General features: G+C 39.2%; 24 protein-coding genes. 20 read left to right on the top strand and 4 right to left on the bottom strand.

The features are described 5' to 3' along the window. Positions 1-112 precede the first annotated feature (112 nt). Entirely contained in the window at positions 113-2593 is a 2481-nt protein-coding gene (locus P1X15_RS13865; protein WP_277338726.1) for a PAS domain-containing protein, read from the top strand. A 41-nt stretch (positions 2594-2634) separates the two neighbouring features. Here the strand turns inward: P1X15_RS13865 and P1X15_RS13860 are convergent, their stop codons facing one another. Together P1X15_RS13860 and P1X15_RS13855 are read right to left on the bottom strand one after the other, a co-directional pair. Next, entirely contained in the window at positions 2635-3789 is a 1155-nt protein-coding gene (locus P1X15_RS13860) for a hypothetical protein (RefSeq protein WP_277338725.1), read from the bottom strand. A 7-nt stretch (positions 3790-3796) separates the two neighbouring features. Next, positions 3797-4765, bottom strand: coding sequence for a DUF2157 domain-containing protein (locus tag P1X15_RS13855; protein ID WP_277338724.1), 969 nt, complete (start codon positions 4763-4765; stop codon positions 3797-3799). 161 nt (positions 4766-4926) lie between these two features. Here P1X15_RS13855 and carB point away from each other — a divergent pair, with 161 nt between their 5' ends. From carB to P1X15_RS13825, 6 genes are all read left to right on the top strand, one after another. After that, positions 4927-7755 (top strand): carbamoyl-phosphate synthase large subunit, encoded by a 2829-nt coding sequence (gene carB, locus P1X15_RS13850; protein WP_277338723.1) that lies wholly within the window; start codon positions 4927-4929, stop codon positions 7753-7755. Between the two features lie 254 nt (positions 7756-8009). Beyond that, on the top strand, positions 8010-8444 hold the full coding sequence (locus tag P1X15_RS13845) for a hypothetical protein (protein WP_277338722.1): 435 nt from the start codon (positions 8010-8012) through the stop codon (positions 8442-8444). Between the two features lie 384 nt (positions 8445-8828). Beyond that, positions 8829-9767 (top strand): bacteriophage abortive infection AbiH family protein, encoded by a 939-nt coding sequence (locus P1X15_RS13840; RefSeq protein WP_277338721.1) that lies wholly within the window; start codon positions 8829-8831, stop codon positions 9765-9767. 4 nt (positions 9768-9771) lie between these two features. After that, the gene (locus P1X15_RS13835) at positions 9772-10011 is read left to right on the top strand and encodes a hypothetical protein (RefSeq protein WP_277338720.1); all 240 of its coding nucleotides are present in this window, start codon (positions 9772-9774) and stop codon (positions 10009-10011) included. 390 nt (positions 10012-10401) lie between these two features. Then, positions 10402-10833 (top strand): TIGR03067 domain-containing protein, encoded by a 432-nt coding sequence (locus P1X15_RS13830; RefSeq protein ID WP_277338719.1) that lies wholly within the window; start codon positions 10402-10404, stop codon positions 10831-10833. 260 nt (positions 10834-11093) lie between these two features. Then, positions 11094-11483, top strand: a complete 390-nt coding sequence (locus tag P1X15_RS13825; RefSeq protein ID WP_277338718.1) for a tautomerase family protein — start codon at positions 11094-11096, stop codon at positions 11481-11483. Between the two features lie 104 nt (positions 11484-11587). Here P1X15_RS13825 and P1X15_RS13820 read toward each other — a convergent pair whose 3' ends face one another. Beyond that, a complete protein-coding gene (locus P1X15_RS13820; protein ID WP_277338717.1) occupies positions 11588-11788 on the bottom strand; it encodes a hypothetical protein in 201 nt (66 codons plus the stop codon). Positions 11789-11837: 49 nt separating this feature from the next. Here P1X15_RS13820 and P1X15_RS13815 point away from each other — a divergent pair, with 49 nt between their 5' ends. The 5 genes from P1X15_RS13815 to P1X15_RS13795 all read left to right on the top strand — a co-directional run bounded on the left by P1X15_RS13815 (position 11838) and on the right by P1X15_RS13795 (position 15941). Next, positions 11838-12650, top strand: coding sequence for an oxidoreductase (locus P1X15_RS13815; protein WP_277338716.1), 813 nt, complete (start codon positions 11838-11840; stop codon positions 12648-12650). A 4-nt stretch (positions 12651-12654) separates the two neighbouring features. Further along, the gene (locus P1X15_RS13810) at positions 12655-13224 is read left to right on the top strand and encodes a Crp/Fnr family transcriptional regulator (RefSeq protein WP_277338715.1); all 570 of its coding nucleotides are present in this window, start codon (positions 12655-12657) and stop codon (positions 13222-13224) included. 331 nt (positions 13225-13555) lie between these two features. Then, positions 13556-14593, top strand: coding sequence for an aldehyde reductase (locus P1X15_RS13805; RefSeq protein ID WP_277338714.1), 1038 nt, complete (start codon positions 13556-13558; stop codon positions 14591-14593). Continuing rightward, positions 14590-15381: an AraC family transcriptional regulator gene (locus P1X15_RS13800; protein ID WP_277338713.1), complete on the top strand. Its 792-nt coding sequence runs from the start codon at positions 14590-14592 to the stop codon at positions 15379-15381. The genes P1X15_RS13805 and P1X15_RS13800 overlap by 4 nt, the downstream gene beginning before the upstream one ends. 119 nt (positions 15382-15500) lie before the next feature. Further along, the gene (locus P1X15_RS13795) at positions 15501-15941 is read left to right on the top strand and encodes an STM3941 family protein (protein ID WP_277338712.1); all 441 of its coding nucleotides are present in this window, start codon (positions 15501-15503) and stop codon (positions 15939-15941) included. Positions 15942-16044: 103 nt separating this feature from the next. Here P1X15_RS13795 and P1X15_RS13790 read toward each other — a convergent pair whose 3' ends face one another. Next, positions 16045-16413 carry a helix-turn-helix domain-containing protein gene (locus tag P1X15_RS13790; protein WP_277338711.1) on the bottom strand — a complete coding sequence of 123 codons (369 nt, stop codon included), beginning with the start codon at positions 16411-16413 and terminating at the stop codon, positions 16045-16047. Positions 16414-16538: 125 nt separating this feature from the next. Between P1X15_RS13790 and P1X15_RS13785 the strand changes: the two genes are divergently transcribed. From P1X15_RS13785 to P1X15_RS13750, 8 genes are all read left to right on the top strand, one after another. Then, positions 16539-17333, top strand: coding sequence for an SDR family oxidoreductase (locus tag P1X15_RS13785; RefSeq protein WP_277338710.1), 795 nt, complete (start codon positions 16539-16541; stop codon positions 17331-17333). A 23-nt stretch (positions 17334-17356) separates the two neighbouring features. Further along, positions 17357-17671: a nuclear transport factor 2 family protein gene (locus P1X15_RS13780; protein WP_277338709.1), complete on the top strand. Its 315-nt coding sequence runs from the start codon at positions 17357-17359 to the stop codon at positions 17669-17671. A 198-nt stretch (positions 17672-17869) separates the two neighbouring features. After that, positions 17870-18949, top strand: coding sequence for a serine hydrolase (locus tag P1X15_RS13775; protein ID WP_277338708.1), 1080 nt, complete (start codon positions 17870-17872; stop codon positions 18947-18949). A 346-nt stretch (positions 18950-19295) separates the two neighbouring features. Further along, positions 19296-20117: an oxidoreductase gene (locus P1X15_RS13770; protein WP_277338707.1), complete on the top strand. Its 822-nt coding sequence runs from the start codon at positions 19296-19298 to the stop codon at positions 20115-20117. Next, the gene (locus P1X15_RS13765; protein ID WP_277338706.1) at positions 20114-21019 is read left to right on the top strand and encodes an AraC family transcriptional regulator; all 906 of its coding nucleotides are present in this window, start codon (positions 20114-20116) and stop codon (positions 21017-21019) included. The genes P1X15_RS13770 and P1X15_RS13765 overlap by 4 nt, the downstream gene beginning before the upstream one ends. Before the next feature lie 68 nt (positions 21020-21087). Then, positions 21088-21831, top strand: a complete 744-nt coding sequence (locus P1X15_RS13760; RefSeq protein ID WP_277338705.1) for an ankyrin repeat domain-containing protein — start codon at positions 21088-21090, stop codon at positions 21829-21831. 170 nt (positions 21832-22001) lie between these two features. Then, positions 22002-22814, top strand: coding sequence for a CPBP family intramembrane glutamic endopeptidase (locus P1X15_RS13755; RefSeq protein ID WP_277338704.1), 813 nt, complete (start codon positions 22002-22004; stop codon positions 22812-22814). Between the two features lie 130 nt (positions 22815-22944). After that, positions 22945-23703: an alpha/beta hydrolase gene (locus P1X15_RS13750; RefSeq protein ID WP_277338703.1), complete on the top strand. Its 759-nt coding sequence runs from the start codon at positions 22945-22947 to the stop codon at positions 23701-23703. The last annotated feature ends 172 nt before the right edge of the window (positions 23704-23875 follow it).

Genomic DNA, 23875 nt, shown 5'->3' with positions numbered 1-23875 from the left:
TATTTGCCTTGAAAAATCTAATCTGTTCTCCATTCTTTAAAGGCAAGTATTCGTAAGTATAACAGTATACTTCCAAAGAAATGGTTTTGCTATTCCGCCCATTTGTATATCCATGACTTTTATTCAACTTGATTTTGAACAGGCCAAAACTCGGCACATCTTATTTAAGACGAGATTGCGCTCACTACTCTACGGTGCTTCACTAGACGAGAGCAGCGTGGTATCAGCAGTGGAATGCCCCTTTGGTAAATGGCTGCACGACCATGCGCTTCAAGTGTACAATCATATCCCCGCCACGCAAGCCCTTCAACAAACCCATAACAAAATTCATTTTGAAGCTAAATCTCTCCTTGAACTCTACAAAAACGGCAAAATTGATGAAGCTCGCGAAGGACTGCTTAGGATTGATGAACTATCACACCAAGTAGTAGAGATACTTTTATCGATAGAAAAACAAGTATTACAAGAAAACAAAGAAAAAACTACCCCCGACAATCCCCAACAACTTTGGGTCAATTGCCAAGAATTACTTGAGCTTCATCAAACTATACAGCAGCTCGATGACCAAATCAAACAACAAACCTTCTTAGCGCATAAAATTCGAAAAGAAGCCGACCAAAACGCCCGCAAGTTCCTAAATACTGTCCGACAAGCTCCCGTAGGTATTACTATTTTGAGGGGAAATGATTTTATTGTAGAAATGGCCAACGAAACTTATCTACAAATCATCGACCGTAAAGAAGAGACGTTTGTAGGGCGGTCGCTTTTTGATTCTTTACCCGAAGTAAAAGACATTGTAGAACCCTTATTAAGAGGCGTCATTGAAACTGGGCAACCTGCTTACGGCCATGAGTTTGAAGTAGAAATCAATCGTTTTGACAACAAAGAACGAACCTTTTTCAATTTTGTATACCAACCTCTCTACGAACCCAACGGTAATATCGACGGCGTAATCGTAGTCGCCAATGAGGTTACTAAACAAGTAGAAGCTAAGTTTGCACTTCAGCAAAGTGAAACTCAATTCCGAAATATTATCAATCAGTCTCCCATTGCCATGACCATTTTTAGGGGACGTGACTTAGTGATTGACTTGGCCAACCAAACTATGCTCAAAAATGTTTGGCGGCGCGAATTGGTAGAGGTACAAGGCCGAAAACTACTCGACGTTTTTCCGGAGCTCGTAGGACAAAAATACCCCGAGCTTTTGTTACGAGTATTTGAGGACGCCCAAACCCATCAAGAAAAAGAATCTCTTGCTTATGTAGATTCGCATGATGGACGCCAAGCCTTCTACCTCGATTTTGAATACGCCCCTCTTTTTGACACTAGCCATCATGTATACGGAATCATGGTAACGGTGTATGATGTTACCGAAAAAGTACAAAGTCGTCAAAAAATCAAAGAAGCCGAAGAGCATCTACGAATGGCCGTTGGTATCACCGGTTTAGGCACTTTTGAAGTTGAATTAGCCAGCCAACAAATGGGCTTCTCGAAGCGGTTTTTGGAGATTTTTGGATTTGAGCCAAATGATTCCCCTACCCGAGCAACACTCGTTCAGCGAATCCACCCCCACGACCTTGCTGTTCGTCAGGCAGCGCACGAAGCTTCTATGCGTAAAGGAATACTTGAATACGAAGCGCGCGTCATTCATCCAGACCAGTCTATTCACTGGGTGATTGTGAAAGGGAAGGTACTTTTTGACCATGAATCTAAGCCATTTCGTCTGCTAGGAACAGTACTTGATGTGACAGAAGAAAAAGTAGCGCGGCACCAAATCGAACAGAGTGAAAAACAACTAAGAGAACTAGCCGAGTCGCTAGAACTCAACGTGGCTCGACGAACACAAGAACTTAAAATCACTAACGAACAGCTCGCTAAATCGAATGATGAACTGGCGCAATTTGCTTACGTAGCAAGCCACGATTTGCAAGAGCCTCTTCGCAAAATTCAGGCATTTTCGAGTCGCATCCTCGAATACGAATGGAATAATCTTTCACTGACAGGGCAAGACTATTTCAGGCGTATTCAATCGGCTTCTAAGCGAATGCAGCAGCTCATTTTGGATTTGTTGGCTTATTCGCGGGCTAGTACCACTGATCAGTCTTTTGAGGAAACCGACCTTTCGGTACTGTTGAAAACAATTTTTTTGAATCTACAAGAAGAAATCAACCAGAAAAACGCATCTATCGAATTTGAGTCACTCCCAACCCTTAAAATCATCCGTTTTCAATTTGAGCAATTATTTACGAATTTAATTAGCAATGCACTCAAATTTTCGCAAAAAGGCACCGCACCTCGAATCCACATCGAAGCCAAAGTCGTAGCAAGTCAGTCTATTCACTCTTCTACTCCTTTAGTCCATCCTCATTATCACTGCCTCACTGTTTCCGACAACGGTATCGGCTTTGAAGAGGAGTTTACTGAACGCATCTTTCAAGTTTTTCAACGCCTTCACGGGCGTGACACTTACGAAGGAACAGGCATTGGCTTAGCGATTTGCAAAAAAATCGTTGAAAACCATGACGGTTTTATCACCGCCCACAGTCAGCCCAACCAAGGTGCTACTTTTTATATTTATTTACCTGTTGAATAACCTTGGTGGCGTTTCAGACGCCGCCAAGGTTTATAGAAAAATCAATACTTGTCGCCAGCGCCCCCGCCCCCAAAATCGCCCCCTCCCAATCGCACGCCGTGGTCAGCATTCTGGGTTTGCTGCGTCAGTTGCGCCAATACTACAGCTTCCAAACCTACACGCTCTTCTTGCTCCGCATCAGCCACTGATACAAAACCCGCTTTGGGCTGTTTGAGTCCCTTGATGAGTCGATAAGTGATCCCCACCAATAATAAGCCTCCGCCTATCATCATCCATTCTACGGATAAAAAAGGATGATACTGATGTAACGTAACCACTGAGCATACCACCGCTACACTTCCTAGAAAAAGTAAGCTACGGTCGCGTTGTTTGATACCCCCGTATAAATACAGAGCAGGTACGCCAAAAGTCAACAGCCAAAAAATAGCGGCAAAAGGAATCTCAGGATCTGGTGAAGACAAACCATTCAACTGGGCATTGGCCTCACGTACGAAACCATAATTTCCTGCCAAATAAAACACCACCAACGATGCTATACGTAGCCATTCGAGGGCTGTTTGCCAGTAAAAAGAAGAAGGTTTTTGCAAGAAAGTACGAACAACAAATGCAATACTTCCCGTGACCAACATCAATGCAAAAGGCAACAAGGCTTTTCCCAAAGCAGATTGTACTAACCACGAAGCAATGATAAACAATCCGCTACCAAGCATTCCTACTGCCACCAAAGGTTCGCCAAATATATATACCATAGCTATCAAAACAGGCATGATCAACGCTACTCCACTCCAAGCAGAGGTGAGCTTCAAACCACTGTATATTTCAAAAACCGCCGGAAGAATAGCCCCAATAATACCATAGATAAGGGCATTGTCAATTCCAGAAAAATGAAATCTGTTTTGTTTAATCAACAATCTTAACAAAAAAAACACCCCTACTGCATATACCAACGATGTGGCAGCAAAGCCTACCCCTTCGCCCAAAACCACAAAAACCATTCCTGCCCCAAAGCAAAACGCGATGCCTCCAAAAAGAAAAAGGCCAATTTTGATAAAGATATTGGGGTTATGGGGTACTTCGGCATGTAGCTGCTTGAGGTCGTTCCACTGGGATTCACTGATAAGCCCTTCCTGTTTCCAACGTTGGGCCATCGATAAAGCATATTGATTGCGCAGCCAAGTTTCGTTGTATGCTTTCATGATACTGTTATTTTTTTTTGAGCAATTTTTTGAAATTCACCAAAAACCACACCACTCCCGCTGCACTTATTACGAAATAAAAAAAGCCTAGAAAAACCCAAAAACTTTCGTCCATCACTTTAAAAATCAAGTAAGTAAAAGCGATATATCCGTATACTGCTGCCATCAACAAAAATAAAAAAGATTGATATTGACGAGCATACCACACAAAAAACCAACTCCATCCTCCTATAAGCACCACATATAAGGGCCATTTATCAAGGCTAAATAAGCCTACCAATGCGCTCACAAACAGCAGATTGCCATTGAGCAATAAATAGGTATAAGTGAAATGCTGCTTTATATTGAACCTATGAAGTAGAAGCCCCACCCCTATCAGCACCTGTCCAAAAGCCAAGGCGGTATAAATAGCCGAGGCTCCCGAAAAATCGTTGGCCTGCCATACTTCTAAAGGAGTAATCGTAAGACCTACCCACGATGCCAAAGCAGTAAGCCCCATCGACAATACCCCACGGTGGTCGAAGCGGTAGGCACAAAACATAAACAGTATCGCTGGCAGCACTGTTGCCAAGCCATATCGAGTACCAAACAGATTGTATTGCCATTGGACGTAGCCCTCCAACGACAAAAACAAAGTACACCCCAAGAGTAGCGCAAAATCCACAAATTTTGTTTCGGTTTCGACCTCTTGTTTTGAAAACGGCGCACTGTGCCGATAAGTATAATAAAAACACCCCAACATCAGCACCGACAACAAGCCGATGATGGCTTGATGCCCAATGGTATCGATGTTTTTGTAGATCAACAGCCCCGCCCCAGACGTAAATAGTAAAATTCCGACATACAACCACGTACGCAATAGCCACCAAACTGACACAGGGCGGTGTTTTTCGAGGATTTGGAAGCGCTGATGCTCCTCCGTAGAAATCAGGTGGAGTTGCTCCCACTGGGCTAAAATTTCGGCTAAAGGGTTCATAATGACAAAGATGAAGGTTTGTTTTGATATACCGAAATCCAATTATTTTTCGTACAGATATTATTTTTTTAGCGTATTCATGGGTTAAAAAGATTTCATCCGCTAATTTTGCACAATTTTTGAGCTGGCATCATCTAGCCGATAACCCCAAAACAAAAAAAATGCCCAAGAATCCCAACATCAAATCAGTCCTTATTATTGGTTCTGGCCCTATTATCATCGGCCAAGCGTGCGAATTTGACTACTCAGGCTCTCAGGCCGCCCGTTCGCTTCGAGAAGAAGGCATTGAGGTCATCTTGATAAACTCCAACCCGGCGACTATCATGACCGACCCTATCAATGCCGATCATGTATATCTCAAACCACTCGAGAAAAAATACATAGTCGAAATCTTAGAGAAACACAAAGTAGACGCCGTTTTGCCAACTATGGGAGGTCAAACGGCGTTAAATTTAGCGATTGATTGCGACAAAGCGGGCATTTGGAAAAAATACAACGTTCAAATCATCGGGGTGGATATCAAAGCCATCGAAACCACCGAAGACCGTGAAAAATTCCGCCTAAAAATGATCGAATTAGGCGCGGGCGTTTGTAAAGGTCGCACCGCAAAATCGTTTTTGGAAGGAAAAGAAATTGCCCAAGAAATCGGTTTCCCGCTCGTCATTCGCCCCTCTTTCACCCTTGGTGGTACAGGTGGTGGCTTCGTCAACGCTCCCGAAGATTTTGACAAAGCCCTACAGCACGGCCTCCTTGCCTCGCCTGTTCATGAAGTACTCATTGAGCAAAGTGTGTTGGGTTGGAAAGAATACGAGCTTGAGCTCCTCCGCGATGGCCTCGGCAACCTCATCATCGTATGTTCGATCGAAAACTTCGACCCTATGGGTATCCACACGGGCGATAGTGTCACGGTAGCTCCTGCCATGACCCTCCCCGATACCCTCTACCAAAAAATGCGTGACTTGGCGATTTTGACCATGAATGGTATTGGTAAATTTGCGGGGGGATGTAACATTCAGTTTTCGGTCAATCCCGAAACCGACGACATCATCGTTATTGAAATCAACCCACGGGTATCACGCTCTTCGGCTTTGGCCTCAAAAGCAACAGGCTATCCCATTGCCAAGATTTCGGCCAAAATGTCGATAGGATATAACCTCGATGAGCTTATCAATCCTATTACTGGTAGCACATCGGCGTTTTTTGAACCTACTATCGATTATGTCATTGTGAAAGTACCTCGCTGGAACTTCGACAAATTCCCCGGTGCCGACCGCTCTTTGGGATTACAGATGAAATCAGTAGGAGAAGCAATGGGTATCGGACGCAACTTCCAAGAAGCGCTCCAAAAGGCTTGTCAGTCGCTCGAAATCCGCCGCAACGGCCTCGGTGCCGATGGCAAAGAGCTTACCGACGTAGAAGCTATCAAATATAGCCTCGCCCATCCTAGCTGGAACCGCCTCTTCCACATCTACGATGCCTTTAAAGCAGGGCTTTCTTTCAAAACGATTCGTAACCTTACCAAAATCGACCCTTGGTTTTTACACCAAATCGAGGAACTAGTCGAACTCGAAAAAGAAATTCAAAGCTACGAGCTTGAAGATATTCCGGCAAGCCTCGTGCTCACTGCCAAACAAAAAGGCTACGCCGACCGCCAAATAGCGCACCTCTTGGGCGTGAAGGAAAGTCGAGTCTATAAATTCCGCCAAGAGCACAACATCAAGCGGGTATTTAAGTGCGTGGACACTTGTGCGGCGGAGTTTGAAGCCAAAACACCTTATTATTATTCTACTTTCAGTGTGTCGCAAGATGAGCCCGAAAACGAATCGGTACCTTCTGACCGCAAAAAGGTAGTCGTACTAGGCTCTGGCCCCAACCGTATCGGACAAGGTATCGAGTTTGATTACTCTTGCGTACACGGCGTATTGGCGGCCAAAGAGGCGGGTTATGAGACGATCATGATCAACTGTAACCCTGAGACGGTATCGACCGACCCGGATATTTCGGACAAACTCTACTTTGAGCCGGTATTTTGGGAACACGTGCACGCTATCGTACAACACGAAAAAGCCGAAGGGGTTATCGTGCAGCTTGGTGGACAAACGGCCCTCAAAATCGCCGAAAAACTTCATCAATACGGTATCAAAATCATCGGAAGTAGCTTTGATACCCTCGACTTGGCCGAAGACCGCGGACGTTTCTCCTCGCTCCTACGCGATTTGGAAATTCCTTATCCTAAATTTGACACGGTACGCACTGCCGACGCTGCTGTCGAAATCGGAAAAGCCCTCGGCTTCCCGCTGTTGGTACGTCCTAGCTACGTACTCGGTGGACAAAGCATGAAGATTGTCATCAACGAGCAAGAACTCGAACAGCACGTGGTGAAAATCCTCAACGACATTCCTGACAACAACATTCTCCTAGACCACTACCTCGAAAACGCTATCGAGGCTGAGTCAGACGCGATTTGTGACGGCGAAAACGCCCACATCATCGGTATTATGGAGCACATCGAGCCAGCAGGTATCCACTCAGGTGACTCACACGCTACTTTGCCACCTTTTGATTTGACACCCGACGAAATTCGCCAAATCGAAGAAATTACGCTCAAAGTAGCCAAAGCGATGAAAGTAAAGGGCTTGATTAACATGCAGTTTGCGGTCAAAAACGGCGTGGTATATGTGATTGAAGCCAATCCCCGTGCTTCGCGTACGGTACCGTTTATTTGCAAAGCCTACCAAGAACCGTATGTCAACTACGCAACGAAGTTTATGCTGGGCGACAAAAAAGTAGAAGACATCGAATTTAAGCCCGTGAAAAAAGGATGGGCGATTAAGATTCCGGTGTTTTCGTTCAACAAATTCCCGAATGTAAACAAAGAACTCGGTCCAGAGATGAAATCTACGGGCGAAGGGATTTATTTTATCGATAGCCTCGAAGATGAATTCTTCCAAAAAGTTTACGGCGAGCGCAATTTGTATTTGAGTCGTTAGGTTTCGTTGACTTTTAAGATACCAAAAGCCTCTGAGCAATCAGGGGCTTTTTTTGTATTATGGAAGACACCTCACACACTTATACCTAGTAGATTAGATGACTTGGAAATTTAACTATGTTTAATTACGTTTGAGTCTATCTTCATCGGGATAGTTTCCCGCAGAACTACACTCATAGCGGATATAAACGAAATTAATTACATTTACAGGGATGTTGGTGGTAATTTTTGTGAAACACTCTAAAATTCTAAACAATGAAAACATATAAGGCTTCAGAAGAGTTAGTGCAGATTTTTAAACAAAATGGCTTTATTGACATTACAAATGAAATGTACCCAGAGCATTTTGACCGAATTTCTAATAACGGATATGACCCTAATCGAGTGAAACGAGTTTTAGCCATAAATAAAAACAACTACGTAAAGTTCGACTATATCACAATTTTACCTTGTTACAAAAGTAAGTGTAGTGGAGAAGAAATGAAAACCGAATTGACTTCAGACGAATTAAAATCAATAATTGCGTTTTTTAATTTACCGACGCAGACAAAAAGTTCATTAAAAAGACATCGCCAAAACATATTAGACTTACATAAAAAATATTACGACATTAAAGAGAACCCCAATTGGTATAAGGATAAGCAAAGCAAGTTAATCATAGAAAGTTTTGAGAAAGCTAAACTGAATTAAAATAAAAAACACTAATGTCACACAAGTGAAAAGGACAATTAACAGTTTCAACAGAATGGTGGAAACACCTACGAAAGTATTTGAAACGAAAATATTGGAAAGCTGAAAGAAGAGCAGAACAAAGGCAAATCAAAAAAGCTTTAATTGAATAAAACTACAGCCAACAGGGGTTTGTGGCAAGCGGGGCGGACGGAATAATACTCAACTTTGGGAATTTTTCTGTACTTTCGTTTCGGCTAAAGGAAACCTTTTGAATATTGGCAAGTAACTCAACATCAGTAATTTATATCGGCGGACGTTCGGGCAGAGGAGTTTCAAATTCCCCACCTGACCACAAGCCCTATTCGTTGGCGGTAATTTTATGACGACACTGCAAGAAACAAAATGACAACTAAAAAACTCTATATCATTGGCAACGGTTTTGACATTCAACACGGTCTAAAATCACGTTATTGGGACTTTAAAGAATATCTTGACAACACAGACAAACAATTAGTTGAAAAACTTGAAGAATATTTTGGAAGTGATGCTCTTTGGTCTGATTTTGAAGAAACTTTAGCTTACTTGGACACCGAACAAATAGTTGACGAGTGTATGGATTATTTACAAACATACAGTGCAGAAGATTGGAGTGACGCATACCATCACGACTACCAGTATGAAGTCCAACAAAGAATTAATTTAATTACCGATACATTAAAGAAGCGTTTTACTGAATGGATTTTACAACTAAGACTACCAAACAACGCTAATGAAAATATGGTTGTAGTTGACAAAAATGCCAAATTCATCAATTTCAATTACACAGACACTTTAGAGCGACTTTATAAAGTTGCTCAAGAAAAAATATTTTATATACATAACAAAGCGGTTGATACAAACTCAACTTTAATTCTAGGTCATAGTCGCAACCCACAAAACGCTAAGAAACTTGACGAACTTTACAACGATGAAAATACTGATGTTAGAGTTGCGGAAGGAAATAGGATTTTAGACGACTATTTTATTGAAACATACAAATCAACAGAGACAATCATCACAGAAAATTCAGACTTCTTTGACAGTTTGAAATACTTAGAAACTATTTATGTTTTTGGTCACTCACTTTCAGTAGTTGACAGACCCTATTTTCTAGAAATTATCAAGCGTATTGATAAAGACAAAGTAACATGGAAAGTTAGCTTTCATAACAAAAAGGACTTGATTGACTTTCAAGCATTTTTTCAAGGGCTGGATATAAGTTCAGCTTTAGTTGAGTTTGATAGAATGTATAATTTTGACAAGACACAATTGAAATTATTCGGCAATAACAATAAAAACTAAAACGATGAATAAAAAAACAATTTCAGTATCGCACAAAATGAAAGGTGGTGTTTTAGATGATGACTACACATTGTATGATGACGGAACAATTTTACACGAATACGACAAGCATAGTTATCCAGGTGGACAGAACTTAAAAGAAAGTTTGACCGTTGCCGACCTTTCAGACGAAGTAAAACAAAGACTTTTGGAGGCCGCTTCGGACGAGAACAAAGAGTTGGTTCGTAAGACACTAAACTGTTGACAATGGATGAGAAAAATTACCGCCAACACGGGTTTTGCGTCAGGCTGGCGGACGTGCAAACTTGGAGCTTTGTGCTTGTAATGAACTTTAGTAATAAATTGAAAGTAAGTGCTTCAAATTCCGCCACTTCGCCAAGCGGCAAAACGTTGTGTGCTATGCTAAACAATGACCAAAACCAGTTCAATAATTTACTAATTTCGATTTTGCCTTATTTAATTAAGTTATTTCGTATTACGTTAATGCTGTTTCAAAGTTCCTACTTTCAATTAGCAGTATTTGTTAAAATTGTTTTACTTGCAATATATTTTTTCAACTTATTTGATTAAAATCTAAAAAGTGATGCACTACCACAACTTTACAATCTTTAGTACAATTAAATGCTTTGGCAATATGATAATTATAAAGCCTTCCATCATTATATTGATTCTTTTATTTATCTTGTCTTGTGGTGTCGTTAGAAATGCTTCAAAATCTAATGACCAAGCAAAAATACAAGGAGTCTGGTTGGCACAAACTGAAAGCGTAAACGGCATCAAAAAGGATGTGTCTTTTATATATGTCTTCAAAGAAGATAAAATTACTTTTACCGACGAAACAGGAAAGGAGGTGAATTATTTTTTCAAGTTGGACACAAACAGTAACCCCAAGTTAATTATTATTCAGCCAGAAGAAATGCTTTCTGATTCCAAGCCTGTAAGTGTTGCTTATGAGTTGGATAGAGATTTGTTGAAGATTGTAGTTGCACCTCCGGGCTTAATCCCCCTAGAAATATCTGACAAAAACAATCAAGAGTTGATTATTTGCAAGCGAAAGAGTTTATGAAAATGCCTAATTATATTGCTTTAGAAAAGGTCTTATCTATTACGAAGTAAGAGCAACTCATAAGATACAAATGAAGAGACCCTCTGCACTTCCAGACAGCACACAACACGAGTTTTGCGTCAGGTGGGTTAAATGTTCCCTTTTGACACTTTTTCATATATTTGAGTTTTGGAGTTAGCCGTCATTATAAAAAACGACATCGACAGACAATTTGAAAGAATTTATATTTAAATAATTACACAAAATCATTAAACGAGTTTATGGGACAGATTAAAATATTTGGAATAAAGGAGCATTTACATCCTATTAGAGTGAAGGTTTCCGAGGTCATTCACGAATGTTTAATGGATGCTTTTCAATACCCAAAAGAAAAAAAAGCTCATCGATTTATTTATATTGACAGTGATAGTTTTTTCTACTTCGACGAACGAACAAAAAAACATACAATTATTGAAATAAGTGTTTTTGAAGGACGGAGCATTGAAGCCAAAAAGAAATTTTTCAAACTTTTGTTTGACAAGTTTGAAAACGAGTTAGGTATCTCAACAATGGACTTGGAAATAACAATTTTCGAGACACCAATGCATAATTGGGGTATTCGTGGAAAAAGTGGAGACGAACTTTCACTAAATTATAAAGTAAATGTTTGATAAATCAATCGGGCAAAATTTCAATATGGAACAACAGCGAACCGCTAACATCCGTTTTGCGTTATGGGGTGCTGAATTTCTTCTATGAAACATTTGTGCAAGATTCAACATGTGGTTTTCAAATGAGCTTTTGTGCTAAAAATCCGCCCATCATCAATGCGCGGCCCGTTGGTGGCAATGGCAGGACGACCCCAACCAACAGCAAACACCCGACCAACTGACGCAGAAAAATTTTCAAAAGACAACAGAGCTAAGCTTACCCACCGCCCAAGACTCACTTTTTGCCAAATGACAAATAATTCCATTTTTTATTGAAACAACTTTGCACCATTAATAATCTAAAAAAATAAAATAATGGCAAAGACAGTTTTAGTAACAGGTGCTTCGGCAGGAATTGGAAAAGCAACAGCAATTTATCTGGCTCAAAACGGCTACAACGTTTACGGTGCAGCACGCAGAACAGAGAAAATGCAAGACTTAGAAACACACGGCATAAAACCAATTTCGTTGGACGTTACCAAAGAAGAAAGCCTTGTGGCTTGTGTTGAACAAATTTTGAAAGAAGCAGGAAGCATTGACGTTTTAATCAACAATGCAGGTTCGGGTTATTACGGTGCATTGGAAGATATGCCAATGTCTGATGCAAAATATCAGCTGGAAGTAAATGTTTTTGGGGTAGCACGCTTAATACAATTGGTATTGCCCACTATGCGAAAAAACAACTATGGAAAAATCGTAAACATTTCGTCGGTTGGCGGTAAAGTAACCTTGCCAATGGGTTCATGGTATCACGCGAGTAAATTTGCCATTGAGGGTTTGAGTGACGCACTTCGTAAAGAAGTAAAATCATTCGGAATTGACGTAATTGTGATTGAACCGGGCGGCACAAAATCAGAAATGACAGGGCTTGGAACCGAATATATGTCAAGGGTTTCGGGCAATACGGCATACAGCTCTTTGGCAAAAGGTGTCATCAATATGTATGCAGCAATAGAAAAAGATGCTGCCGATCCAATTGTCATTGCTAAATTGATCAAACAAGGCATTGAATCAAGTCATCCGAAAACAAGGTATGTGGGTGCTTCGGGAGCAAAAATGATGTTATTTTTCAGAAAAATTCTCTCCGATAAACTATTTGACAAACTGATAATGAGTCAAATGAAATAAAACCATGGAAGCACTTATCAATTATTTATTGCGATTCGGAAATTTGAACAAACAGCAAATTGACTTCATTACAAGCAAGTCAACGGAATTAGCACTTCGCAAAGAAGACTATTTTTCAGAAGCAGGCAAAATTGCAAAACAAGTTGGGTTCGTTTTAGACGGCATTCTTCGGGTTTGCTACTACAACAATAAAGGCGAAGAAATTACCAGCTACTTTATAGAAGAAAACAATTTTGTTGTGGACCTGGACAGTTTTGATAACAAAATTCCCTCTTCAGGATATGTGCAAGCCGTTACGGACTGTAAACTAATTGTGTTTACCAAACAAAATTGGGAAGAAATCGCCAATACCATTGTTGGTTGGGAAAATATTGTAAACAAAATCGTGAAAAAATCATTAATACAAAAGATAGAGAGAAGAAGTCCCTTGGTTTCGGAAGATGCCTCTACTCGCTACTTGGAGTTTATGGAGAAATACCCCCAACTTGTCAATCGTATTCCGCTTTCCTATTTGGCTTCCTACTTGGGGGTTACACAATCTTCGTTGAGCAGAATCAGGAAAAATATCCGTTGATTTGCCTGATCCTCTTTTTTATTTTTTAGCAGACACACGACCAGTCATGACTGACAGCGGACGACTGAAAGTCACAGTCGCTAACAAGTATTGCCAACAGCGGAGCTGAAGTAATTCTACTCAACTTTTTGCTATATTTGAGTATTGGCGTTGGTTGCTAAAATCCCCACCTTCGGCAATACTCGAAACCGTTAGTAGCTATGGTAAGGGAGACCGCACACCCCCACCCACCTCCCTAATATTTGGGCTTTTTGACAAAACAACATTGGACTTTACAACAAAGCAGACTGGAAATTTTATGCGCAACTTTGCAGCATAAAAATTTTAGACAATGGAAAATAAAGAAACAGTTTTGGTAACAGGTGGAACAGGCTTTGTAGGTGTTCACTGCATTTTGCAACTCTTACAAAAAGGTTACAAGGTAAAGACAACCGTTCGCAACTTAAAACGAAAAGATGAAGTATTTGAAATGCTGAAAAATGGCGGCATTACTTCGTTCGACAATCTAACATTTGTGTCGGCCGACTTGACAAAAGATGACAATTGGAACCAAGCCGTAAAAGGTTGCACTTATGTTTTGCACGTTGCTTCGCCTATCTTTTTGGCTTTACCAAAAGACGAAAACGAAATGATTCGTCCTGCGGTAGACGGTGCGTTGAGAGTTTTGAAAGCGGCACGAAACGCAGGTGTGAAACGAGTTGTGATGACTTCAAACTTTGGAGCAGTTGGCTACAGCCACAAAGACCCAAGCACACAAATAACAGAAACAGATTGGACAGACCCGAACGAAAAAGGTTTGTCGTCTTACAACAAATCAAAAGTGTTGGCAGAAAAAGCGGCCTGGGATTTTATCAAAAACGAAGGCGGAAATTTGGAATTGGCAACAATCAATCCGACAGCCATTTTTGGACCTTCATTGGGCAAAGATTTGTCGAGCGGTTTTGAGTTGTTACGCAACTTATTAAATGGTTCAATGAAAGCCGTTCCAAATTTGTATATGAATATTATTGACGTTCGGGACGTGGCCGACTTACACATTCGTGCAATGACAAATCCAAACGCAAAAGGGCAACGCTTTTTGGCATTGGCAGGTGGAAAAATGTCGTTGCCCGAAATAGCTGTTTACTTGAAAGAAAAAATGCCCGAAGCAACCAAAAATGTTTCCACTAAAAAAGTACCTGATTGGGTTGTGAAAATTGGCGGGTTGTTCAGCCCGAGATTAAAAAATGTAGCTTCAATGTTGAAAACAAATCGTAACACCAGCAACGAAAAAGCAAAAAGAGTTTTGGGTTGGAAGCCTATCGCAACAAACGAAGAAGCCGTTGTGGAAAGTGTAAAAAGTATGCTTAAATTTGAAAACTTAAAATGAGAGCGACTGAAATAAAATCTTGCTATATCGGGCCCGAAATTTCACCCGAACAATTTATATCCGAACATTTCTTTTTGTTTTTGGCAAAAGGGACTATGCACGGTTATGACGGCAACAAGCACTTCGTTTTGAAATCGGGCGAATATTGTGTTGTTCGCAAAAATCATTTGGCACGTTACAACAAACTGAAAGAGAATGACGAGTTTGAAAAAGTGTCCATCATTTTTGACGAGCATTTTCTCAAATCATTTCAAGACAAACACAAATCAAGCCCAACAAAATTTAGTTCAAAAGAAGCATTTATACCAATAAAACAAAATGAACTCATTCCAAATTTTGTTCGTTCACTCATGCCTTATTACAATCGTTCGGGCAAAATTGACGGAACTTTTGCTGACTTAAAACGAGAAGAATTATTGCTTATACTTTTGAAATTACAACCCGAATTGTCGGGCGTTTTCTTTGACTTCGAAAAACCCGAAAAACTAAATTTGAAAGCATTCATGAACAAGAATTTCAAATTCAATGTGAGCATACAACGCTTTGCGTATTTGACAGGACGAAGTTTGTCGGCTTTCAAACGAGATTTCAAAGAAACTTTTAACGACACACCTAATCATTGGCTAAAAGAACGACGACTGCAAGAAGCACATTTTCTCATTGACAAGAAAAGTAAAAAGCCAAGTGAAATTTATTTGGATTTAGGTTTTGAAGACTTGTCGCATTTTTCGTTTGCTTTCAAAAAACAATTTGGTTACGCACCAACCAAGCTGACAAAAACAAAGTAGAATTTTACAAACGCTTTTTTTTTGTCTAACTTTAAGCCGAAACGAACGATAAAAACCCCAGCCTATCACACGGGTTTGATGTCAGACGAACTGCCTCCGACCGTCGGCGCGGTGTAAACATGGAGCTTTGTGCTGCTATTCAAGTGCAATGCTGGCTGGTTCCGAAAGCTCTTGGGATGCTCCGAAACTCGCTCGAACGCAAAGCCATAACCGTTAGCGGTAATATTGTAAGACGCAACCGATTCACGCAGTTAAAATTGAAAATGGAAGAAATTAAACTTTACAAAATACCATTAAAAGGGCTGAAAATTTTCGCATTGACAATCCCTTTTGTAGCAATCGGAATTTGGATGATAAACAAAGAGCAAGTTGGGACAACAAATTATATAATGGGTTGGCTGAGCACTTGCTTTTTTGGACTTGGTATTGTTGTCGGATTTTTTCAAATTTTTGACAGAAAACCACAAATTATAATTACTGAAAATGGTATTTGGGACAGAACAACAAAACAAGGCGAAGTAAAACGGGCATCGGCCGTTCGAATTTGTACTTCTAGCTGATATTTGTGCTTCATATGAGCATTAATGCTAAAAATGCCTCACCATCGCCAATATGTAAACCGTTAGCAGCAACTACTTCTAAACTCACGCCCCCCAAATCAAACTACTGACTTTCAGACTTCAAACGCTTCAAAATAACCGATCGCAATTGCTCTTCATTTATGTCGCCCCAGTTTCCCAAGGCAGCAATTACGGGAATCAGCGTTTGACCGAAATCGGTTAGTGAATATTCCACTTTTGGTGGTACTACAGGATAAATTTTCTTTGTAATCAGTTCGTGGTCTTCCAACTCTTTCAACTGAATATTGAGCACACGTCTCGTAGCATCAGGAATTTTTCGTTGCAATTCGCTTGGACGTTTATGCCCTTCGTTGATAAACCACAGCAAACGGATTTTCCATTTGCCATACAGCACTTCGCCTATCAGATCCAAACCACAATTCAAGTTTGGCAAAATCTTTCTTTCATACATAAAACAAAAGTACACCTATGTTCCAAATCGTACAATAGGGGAAAAATTTATCCCTATATGAATCATAATTCCGTACTTGTAAGAACTGTACATATGTCTCAACTTTGCCCTAAATAATTTAACCAATGGAACAAGAATTTAATTTCAACAATGAATTATCGGGCAAAATTGCCTTAGTGACAGGAGGTACAAAAGGAGCAGGAAGAGCAATTGCAGAGCGACTTTCAATAGCAGGTGCGACCGTTATTATTACGGCAAGAAATCCTCCTGAAAAAGAAAACAGTAATTTGCATTTCATTTCTTCCGATTTAAGCAAAGCAGAAGATGCACAAAAAGTAGTCAGCGAAGTGCTTTCGACTTATGGCAGGCTAGACATTCTTGTGAACAACCTTGGTTCTTCGCTAACACCGGCGGGTGGTTTTGCGGTATTAACTGACGAAGATTGGGAATCAACCTTACAAGCTAATTTGCTTGCCCCCATTCGTTTAGACAGAGGATTTCTGCCACAGATGATTGAACGAAAAAGCGGTGTTATCATTCACATAGCTTCTATCCAAGGCATTCTACCTTTGTACGATTCTACTTTGCCTTATGCAGCTGCAAAAGCAGGATTGAGAAACTACAGTAAAAGTTTATCAAATGAAGTTGCGGCTAAAGGTGTTCGTGTACTGACTGTTTCGCCGGGATGGATAAATACCTCAGCATCCAAAGCCTGGTTGGGCGAGATTGCAAGAAACGCAAATAGTACGATAGAAGAAGCCCGGCAAAGTGTTATGGATGCACTGGGTGGAATACCGCATGGCAGACCTGCTGAGCCGGAAGATGTAGCCGAGTTGGTCGGTTTTCTTGTGTCGCCAAGAGCAAATTATTTAACCGGCACAGAATACGTAATCGACGGCGGCACAGTACCAACTATTTAATAATAACTAAAAAAAATAAAAAAATGAACTTACCAAAAGTAGTTACCAATTTAATTAAAACACAAAACAACTTTGATAGCGTTGCTTATGCAAATTGTTTTACTGAAACAGCCGTAGTTTTTGATGAAGGAAAAACTCACAACGGCAGGAAAGAAATAGAAAAGTGGATAGATGAGGCTAATAAAAAATATCAGGCAACAATGACACCTCTTGAGTATTCGGAAACCAAACATACCTTGAAAACTGAAGTTTCAGGAACGTTTCCCGGAAGTCCGATTGTGATGACTTATCTATATGAATTTCACGACGGTTTAATTCAATCGTTAAAAATCGTTTAACACCCATGTGGCAGTCGCTAACAAGGTATTGGCAAAGCAGGGCTGAAGTGCAAACTTCAGCTTTTGTATTTCTAGTAAACTCTTGTACATTTATGGAAATGAAGTGCTTAGATTTACCTCGCCTTCGGCAATACCCGAACCATTAGCGACTATTTTAGACTGAAAATCAAAACGATGATATTAAGCTCACTTCGAAGCATGAAACAAAAAACCTTAACATTCTTTCTTTTGTTTCTGGCATACTCATCCTTTGCTCAAATGAAAGCTATCCCCCATATTCCTGCTGTTAGTCCAGCGGATGCGGGTTTCAATCAAGACTCCATCACTGCCCTTACCGATACAATTTCTAAATTTAGACAAAGAGATTATCGAGGACTGATTGTGATTAAAGACAATAAAATTGTATTGGAAAATTACTATAATACGTTTTGGCGTAATCACATTCATGATATTCGGTCTGCTGGAAAGAGTATTACCGCTTTACTTTTGGGGGTAGCTATAAAAGACGGATTGGTGAAAAATTTAGAGCAAGACGTTTATTCATTTTTTCCTAAGGAAAAGTATCCTTCTCTTCACGAAGATTATAAAAAGGTGAAACTCATTCATCTACTGAATATGGTTTCTGGTTTGGATGCCGATTCTGACAATTCTAAAACAATGGGTAGCGAAGGAAAATGGATAGCAAAAGATGAATGGTTAAGCTACTTGTTAAGCGTTCCACTATCAAGCGAGCCTGGGAAAAAATGGGTCTATGCAGATATCAATGCCGTTTTGATTGGAGCCATCATTGAAGAAAAATCGGGTATGAGTCTAAGAGACTATGCTAAACAAAAAGTTTTTGACCCTTTAGAAATCAAAGAGTTTTATTGGTACACCAATGCTGCCAATCAAACTGGTGCTGCTGGAAATCTTTACATTTCCACGCTGGACTTTGCAAAATTGGGATTATTGGTTGCAAATCAAGGAAAATGGGGAAACAAACAGTTAGCCGATTATGACTATATAAATCGATTATTGAACGAAAACTCCTCTGCAATAGGCAACTACAACCCATTGGCTGACGGCTATGGCATGCTTTGGTACAAAACAAAAAGGAAGTTTGGCAACAGAGAAATAAACTATCTATGGGCATCAGGAAATGGTGGTAATCATTTGGTGGTTGTTCCTGAAGAGAATATGGTCATTGCTATGACCTCTGGTGCCTATGGAAATTGGTATCCTCATACAAGAGCATATTTCATTCTTGGTAAAATATTTCAAGCGTTGGAAGAAAAATGATAAAAAACAGCATGTAATAACTAAGCATTCGTGGTGGCCGTAGGCCAAGCCATGAAATCCCCAAATCCTTCAACTTGGGCTGGCAGCTAGCTTAGCGATGAATACTTGCCAAACCTTTTTTTGTGCAACTTACTCTGAAAGCAAGTTTTGGCCTGCTTTTTTGCTTTTAGAGCTCATAGGTCCCCAAAGCCTTCGAGAGGCTTAATCCAGACCATCGCCCAACCACTGCCTACAAGGCTATAAAGCCCCTACAATCCGTAAAAAGTATACAACAACCTAGAATTTGTATTGACAAACAACCGCTCATTAGATTGACATTTGCAGTGTAATTTCAAAATATAAAAAAATGAGCAAAAAAGTAATTTTAATCACAGGTGCAAGTTCTGGAATGGGCAAAGAGACAGCCAAAGCACTAATCCAAGAAGGGCATACAGTATATACGGTTGCAAGACGCATTGACCACATGCAAGACCTCAAAAATATGGGAGGGTACCCCATTCAAATGGATGTAACCAATGAAAACGACATTCAAAATGTGGTGGATACAATCATCAAACATGAAAGCAAAATTGATGTACTGTGGAACAATGCCGGTTATGGACTTTATGGAGCAGTTGAGGATATCCCTGTTGATGAAGCCAGAAAACAATTTGAAGTAAATTTATTTGGATTAGCTACTATTACACAAAAAGTGGTGCCTTACATGCGTCAAGCAAAAAGCGGAACTATCATTAATACGTCTTCAATGGGTGGTAAAATGTACACCCCAATGGGTGCTTGGTATCACGCCAGTAAGCACGCCGTTGAAGGTTTTAGCGATTGTTTAAGATTAGAGCTACAAGAATTCAATATTAAAGTTGTGGTTCTAGAGCCAGGTGTCATAGCAACTGAATTTGGAGAGGTTATGCTAAAGAATATCAGTCAATTTTCATCAAAAGGAGCCTATTCCTCTCTGACAAATCAACTTGTAACAGCAACTAAAAAAATGTACGATAAAGGACAAGGCTCAAAACCAACAGTGATCTCTAAAACTGTTTCTAAAATTGTAAATGAAACAAAGCCAAAAACAAGATATAGAGTTGGTTTGTGGGCTAAACCGATGGTTTGGATGAGAATATACCTCGGAGATAAATTATTTGATAAAATCATAATGAGTCAACTGTCATGAAGCCGATTATCCAATTAAAAAACATTTCAGAAATCAATAACTTTGTCAAATGCAAAACGAATCACCCTTTGATCTCAGTGGTAGATTTCAGTAAAACAGATGAATATATAGAGGACGGAACACGAATGAGTGCCGACTTTTACTCAATAATGTTTAAAAATTATTGTGCTAACAAATTACGATATGGACGACAATCACTTGATTTCCAAGACGGTAGCTTGATTTGCATTGCACCCAAACAAGTTCTTATTATGGATAATGAAATTGAAAAAAGAGACGATATGATGGGTTGGGGTTTATTTTTTCACCCCGACCTACTTCGTGGAACGTCATTGGGCAGCAAGATGAACGATTATACTTTTTTCAATTACGAAACTTCCGAAGCATTGCATTTGTCTGACAAAGAAAAGCAAATTCTATACGAATGCATACAAAAAATTGAAACCGAACTACACGAAAACATCGACAATCACAGTCAGGCTATATTGGTTTCAAATATAGAACTGTTATTAAATTACTGTAGTCGTTATTATAGCCGCCAATTTATTACACGTAAAAACACAAATTCAAATACAGTTTCACAAGTTCAAACTTTACTCAAAAACTATTTCAAGACAGAGCTTCTTAAAGAAAAAGGTTTACCTACAGTAAAGTATTTGGCAGATAATGTCCATTTATCGGCAAATTATTTAAGCGATTTGCTAAAAAAAGAAACAGGAATGAATGCTCAAGATCAAATACATTATTATCTCATCGAAGAAGCAAAAAACATCTTACTCAATACTCACAATTCGATAAGTGAAATTGCCTATTCATTAGGTTTTGAGTATCCACAATATTTCAGTAAACTTTTCAAACAAAAAACAGGACATACACCCTTAGAATACAGAAATTTAAACTAAAAATCTTAACTTTCGACAATACCAAAACCGGGGGCTGTCGTGCAAGAACCTACAAACCTTGAAATCAAATGGACTATTTACAAAAAATTATCACAAACTTTGAACTGCATTCTGTTGAGGGAATAAGGGATTGTTTCAAAAATGGAATTAATCCAAATGCAATCATAAATGGAAAACCATTAGTTTACGAACTTATAAATATGTACACCCGTGGCCCATTATTTAAAAGTTGTATTCAGGCTTTTGTTGACAATGGTTTAGATTTTGAAGATAAAATTTTACTTTCTGTATTGTTAGACAACGATTTTTTGCTTGACAAACAATTGGCAGTAGACAAAAGTGCACTTACGAAAAGATATTCATTCAACTGTACATTCACACCACTTTTTGAAGTTTCACTACTTCACATTTGTGCTGAATATAATCATTTGTCTTGCGCAAAAGTTCTTGTAAAACACGGGGCAGATATTAATTCAAAAGCAGGATTTGATGAGAACGGTTTTGGTGGACACACACCAATCTTTCATACAGTAAACCAAGATTCAAACAAAAGTTTAGATATTTTAAAATTTTTGATTTCAAAGCAAGCTGACTTGACAATAACTGTAAAAGGACTTATCTGGGGAAAGGGCTATGAATGGGAAACATTTGTACCTTCTGTAAATCCAATAAGTTACGCAATGATGGGTTTATTAAGACAATTTCAGAGATCTGAAAAAGATATTTATGAAGTCGTTTCATTGTTGATTAAAGCCAACTATGGTATTCACTACTTTCCAACAAACATTCCAAATAAATATTTGAATAGTTAAAAATGAGGCAGGACTACAAATGCCAGCCAATAAGGCAAAATCGAAGATAAGTACTCCTATTAAATGTTAGTCATAAATTGAAACCTTGTACCGTTCGTGAGGTCCGACCTCAAGCTATTTCAACCATAACTACTTGATAATAAACACAAATACGACAACCATCAAAATAAATGAAACAACTTATAACATATTTCGGACTTGCTTATTTAATTAGTTGGACTATTTGGCTTCCGTTGTATGGACATACTTTTGGTTTGCCCCATTTGCCAACTTTGCCTTATCACCACGGCATTGGAGGTTTTGGGCCTCTAATCGCTTCATTTCTAACAACTTGGATATATCAAAAAAAACAAGGAGTAAAACTTTTAGTTAAAAAATGCTTACAGGCACGACCACTCATTTATTTGACTATTGCATTATTAAGTCCATTCTTACTCGTTTTTATTGCGACAATTATAAATTATTTCGTTGACAACTCGCCCATCAATTTAGCTGGGCTTTTAACTTCAGAAGAGTTTCCTCAATTCAACTTATTGACATTTTTCATTTACAACTTAATCTTCTTTGGCTTTGGGGAAGAAGTGGGTTGGCGTGGTTTTGCGTTACCAAGGTTTCAGGAAAAATTTAATGCATTAAATTCAAGTATTATCTTGACAGTATTTTGGGCTATTTGGCATTGGCCTCTTTTCTTTTACAGACCCACTTACGTCTCCATGGAATTTGCAGGAATATTGGGATGGACATTTAGTCTACTCACAGGAAGTGTATTACTGACTTGGCTTTACAACTCCTCCAAAGCAAGTATTTTAATTTGTGCTATTTTTCATTCAACCATAGATATCGCATTTACAGCAGACCTTGCCAACAACAACATTGTAAATTATATGGGATTTTTGATAACAGTCTGGGGTATATTGACAATTATTATCTTTAAACCAAAAAATTTGGCAACAAGTGAACGCGAGAAAAGTATCCACCCATAATAGCGTTTGCGTCACTTAGTGGTGAAGTACACAATTGAAGTAGATAATAAAATACTTAGGAGTCTCCAAGTGCACAAATCCCAAAACCGTTAGCATCCATTACAAAAACATATTTAAACAGAAAAATTAGATGACAAGAATAATTTTCGTATTAGGCATTTTGATAAGTTTCTCAACATTTGGAAAATTGGATTATAACAAATCTATGGGCGATTTTAGACTTGACACTTTGAAATTGTATGACCAAAGTAGGCAGAGAGAAATTCCTATTGCCATTTATAAACCAAAGGCCAACATTTCCAAAAAACAAAAGGTGGTGATTTTTAGCCATGGTTACGGCCAAAACAAAGGCGGAGACTATTTAGCATACTCCTACTTGACAGAATTTTTAGCATCCAAAGGTTTTTTTGTTGTTAGCATTCAACATGAACTCGCAACCGACAGTTTGTTGCCCTTGACAGGGAATCCACAAGTCGTCAGACGACCTTTTTGGGAGCGCGGTGCTGACAATATCTTATTTGTTTTAAACGAACTAAAAAAGACAAATCCTGACTTAAACTACAATCATATTACACTGATTGGACATTCAAACGGTGGAGATATGACAGCTCTTTTCCCGCAGAAATATCCAAACACGATAGAAAAAATAATTACACTTGACAACAGAAGAATGGAATTACCCAAATCAAAAAAGGTTAAAGTATATTCGTTACGCTCAAGCGACCAACCAGCAGATGAGGGTGTTTTGCCTACAGAAAAAGAAATAAAAAAATTTGGAATTAAAATAATAAAATTAGAAAGCACAACACACAACGAAATGGATGATAATGCTAATGACAAACAAAGAAAAGAAATACAAAATCATCTATTGACATTCCTAAATGACTGAAATAAAGCAACTACGCCCACTAATGCGAGGTTTTGCTTCAGGTGAGCTAATCCGGCTCACCTTTTGGTTTTTAAAACCGTGACTGGATTGATAATACCTACTAAGTACAATAAGATCAAAGAGGACATTGAGGTTTCAATTCAGCTCGTAGTACGTTAATCCATAGGCTTAA

The organism is Runella sp. MFBS21 (assembly GCF_029433105.1).
Lineage (GTDB): Bacteria > Bacteroidota > Bacteroidia > Cytophagales > Spirosomataceae > Runella.
Note: the sequence above shows the minus strand (reverse complement) of the source record. Positions and strands in the feature narration are given on the sequence as shown.

Bases quoted from the DNA above. Each gene is read 5' to 3' on its own strand.
- P1X15_RS13865 (WP_277338726.1), top strand. From the start codon at position 113: ATGACTTTTATTCAACTTGATTTTGAACAGGCCAAAACTCGGCACATC.
- P1X15_RS13860 (WP_277338725.1), bottom strand. From the start codon at position 3,789: ATGAAAGCATACAACGAAACTTGGCTGCGCAATCAATATGCTTTATCG.
- P1X15_RS13855 (WP_277338724.1), bottom strand. From the start codon at position 4,765: ATGAACCCTTTAGCCGAAATTTTAGCCCAGTGGGAGCAACTCCACCTG.
- carB (WP_277338723.1), top strand. From the start codon at position 4,927: ATGCCCAAGAATCCCAACATCAAATCAGTCCTTATTATTGGTTCTGGC.
- P1X15_RS13845 (WP_277338722.1), top strand. From the start codon at position 8,010: ATGAAAACATATAAGGCTTCAGAAGAGTTAGTGCAGATTTTTAAACAA.
- P1X15_RS13840 (WP_277338721.1), top strand. From the start codon at position 8,829: ATGACAACTAAAAAACTCTATATCATTGGCAACGGTTTTGACATTCAA.
- P1X15_RS13835 (WP_277338720.1), top strand. From the start codon at position 9,772: ATGAATAAAAAAACAATTTCAGTATCGCACAAAATGAAAGGTGGTGTT.
- P1X15_RS13830 (WP_277338719.1), top strand. From the start codon at position 10,402: ATGATAATTATAAAGCCTTCCATCATTATATTGATTCTTTTATTTATC.
- P1X15_RS13825 (WP_277338718.1), top strand. From the start codon at position 11,094: ATGGGACAGATTAAAATATTTGGAATAAAGGAGCATTTACATCCTATT.
- P1X15_RS13820 (WP_277338717.1), bottom strand. From the start codon at position 11,788: ATGGAATTATTTGTCATTTGGCAAAAAGTGAGTCTTGGGCGGTGGGTA.
- P1X15_RS13815 (WP_277338716.1), top strand. From the start codon at position 11,838: ATGGCAAAGACAGTTTTAGTAACAGGTGCTTCGGCAGGAATTGGAAAA.
- P1X15_RS13810 (WP_277338715.1), top strand. From the start codon at position 12,655: ATGGAAGCACTTATCAATTATTTATTGCGATTCGGAAATTTGAACAAA.
- P1X15_RS13805 (WP_277338714.1), top strand. From the start codon at position 13,556: ATGGAAAATAAAGAAACAGTTTTGGTAACAGGTGGAACAGGCTTTGTA.
- P1X15_RS13800 (WP_277338713.1), top strand. From the start codon at position 14,590: ATGAGAGCGACTGAAATAAAATCTTGCTATATCGGGCCCGAAATTTCA.
- P1X15_RS13795 (WP_277338712.1), top strand. From the start codon at position 15,501: ATGGAGCTTTGTGCTGCTATTCAAGTGCAATGCTGGCTGGTTCCGAAA.
- P1X15_RS13790 (WP_277338711.1), bottom strand. From the start codon at position 16,413: ATGTATGAAAGAAAGATTTTGCCAAACTTGAATTGTGGTTTGGATCTG.
- P1X15_RS13785 (WP_277338710.1), top strand. From the start codon at position 16,539: ATGGAACAAGAATTTAATTTCAACAATGAATTATCGGGCAAAATTGCC.
- P1X15_RS13780 (WP_277338709.1), top strand. From the start codon at position 17,357: ATGAACTTACCAAAAGTAGTTACCAATTTAATTAAAACACAAAACAAC.
- P1X15_RS13775 (WP_277338708.1), top strand. From the start codon at position 17,870: ATGAAACAAAAAACCTTAACATTCTTTCTTTTGTTTCTGGCATACTCA.
- P1X15_RS13770 (WP_277338707.1), top strand. From the start codon at position 19,296: ATGAGCAAAAAAGTAATTTTAATCACAGGTGCAAGTTCTGGAATGGGC.
- P1X15_RS13765 (WP_277338706.1), top strand. From the start codon at position 20,114: ATGAAGCCGATTATCCAATTAAAAAACATTTCAGAAATCAATAACTTT.
- P1X15_RS13760 (WP_277338705.1), top strand. From the start codon at position 21,088: ATGGACTATTTACAAAAAATTATCACAAACTTTGAACTGCATTCTGTT.
- P1X15_RS13755 (WP_277338704.1), top strand. From the start codon at position 22,002: ATGAAACAACTTATAACATATTTCGGACTTGCTTATTTAATTAGTTGG.
- P1X15_RS13750 (WP_277338703.1), top strand. From the start codon at position 22,945: ATGACAAGAATAATTTTCGTATTAGGCATTTTGATAAGTTTCTCAACA.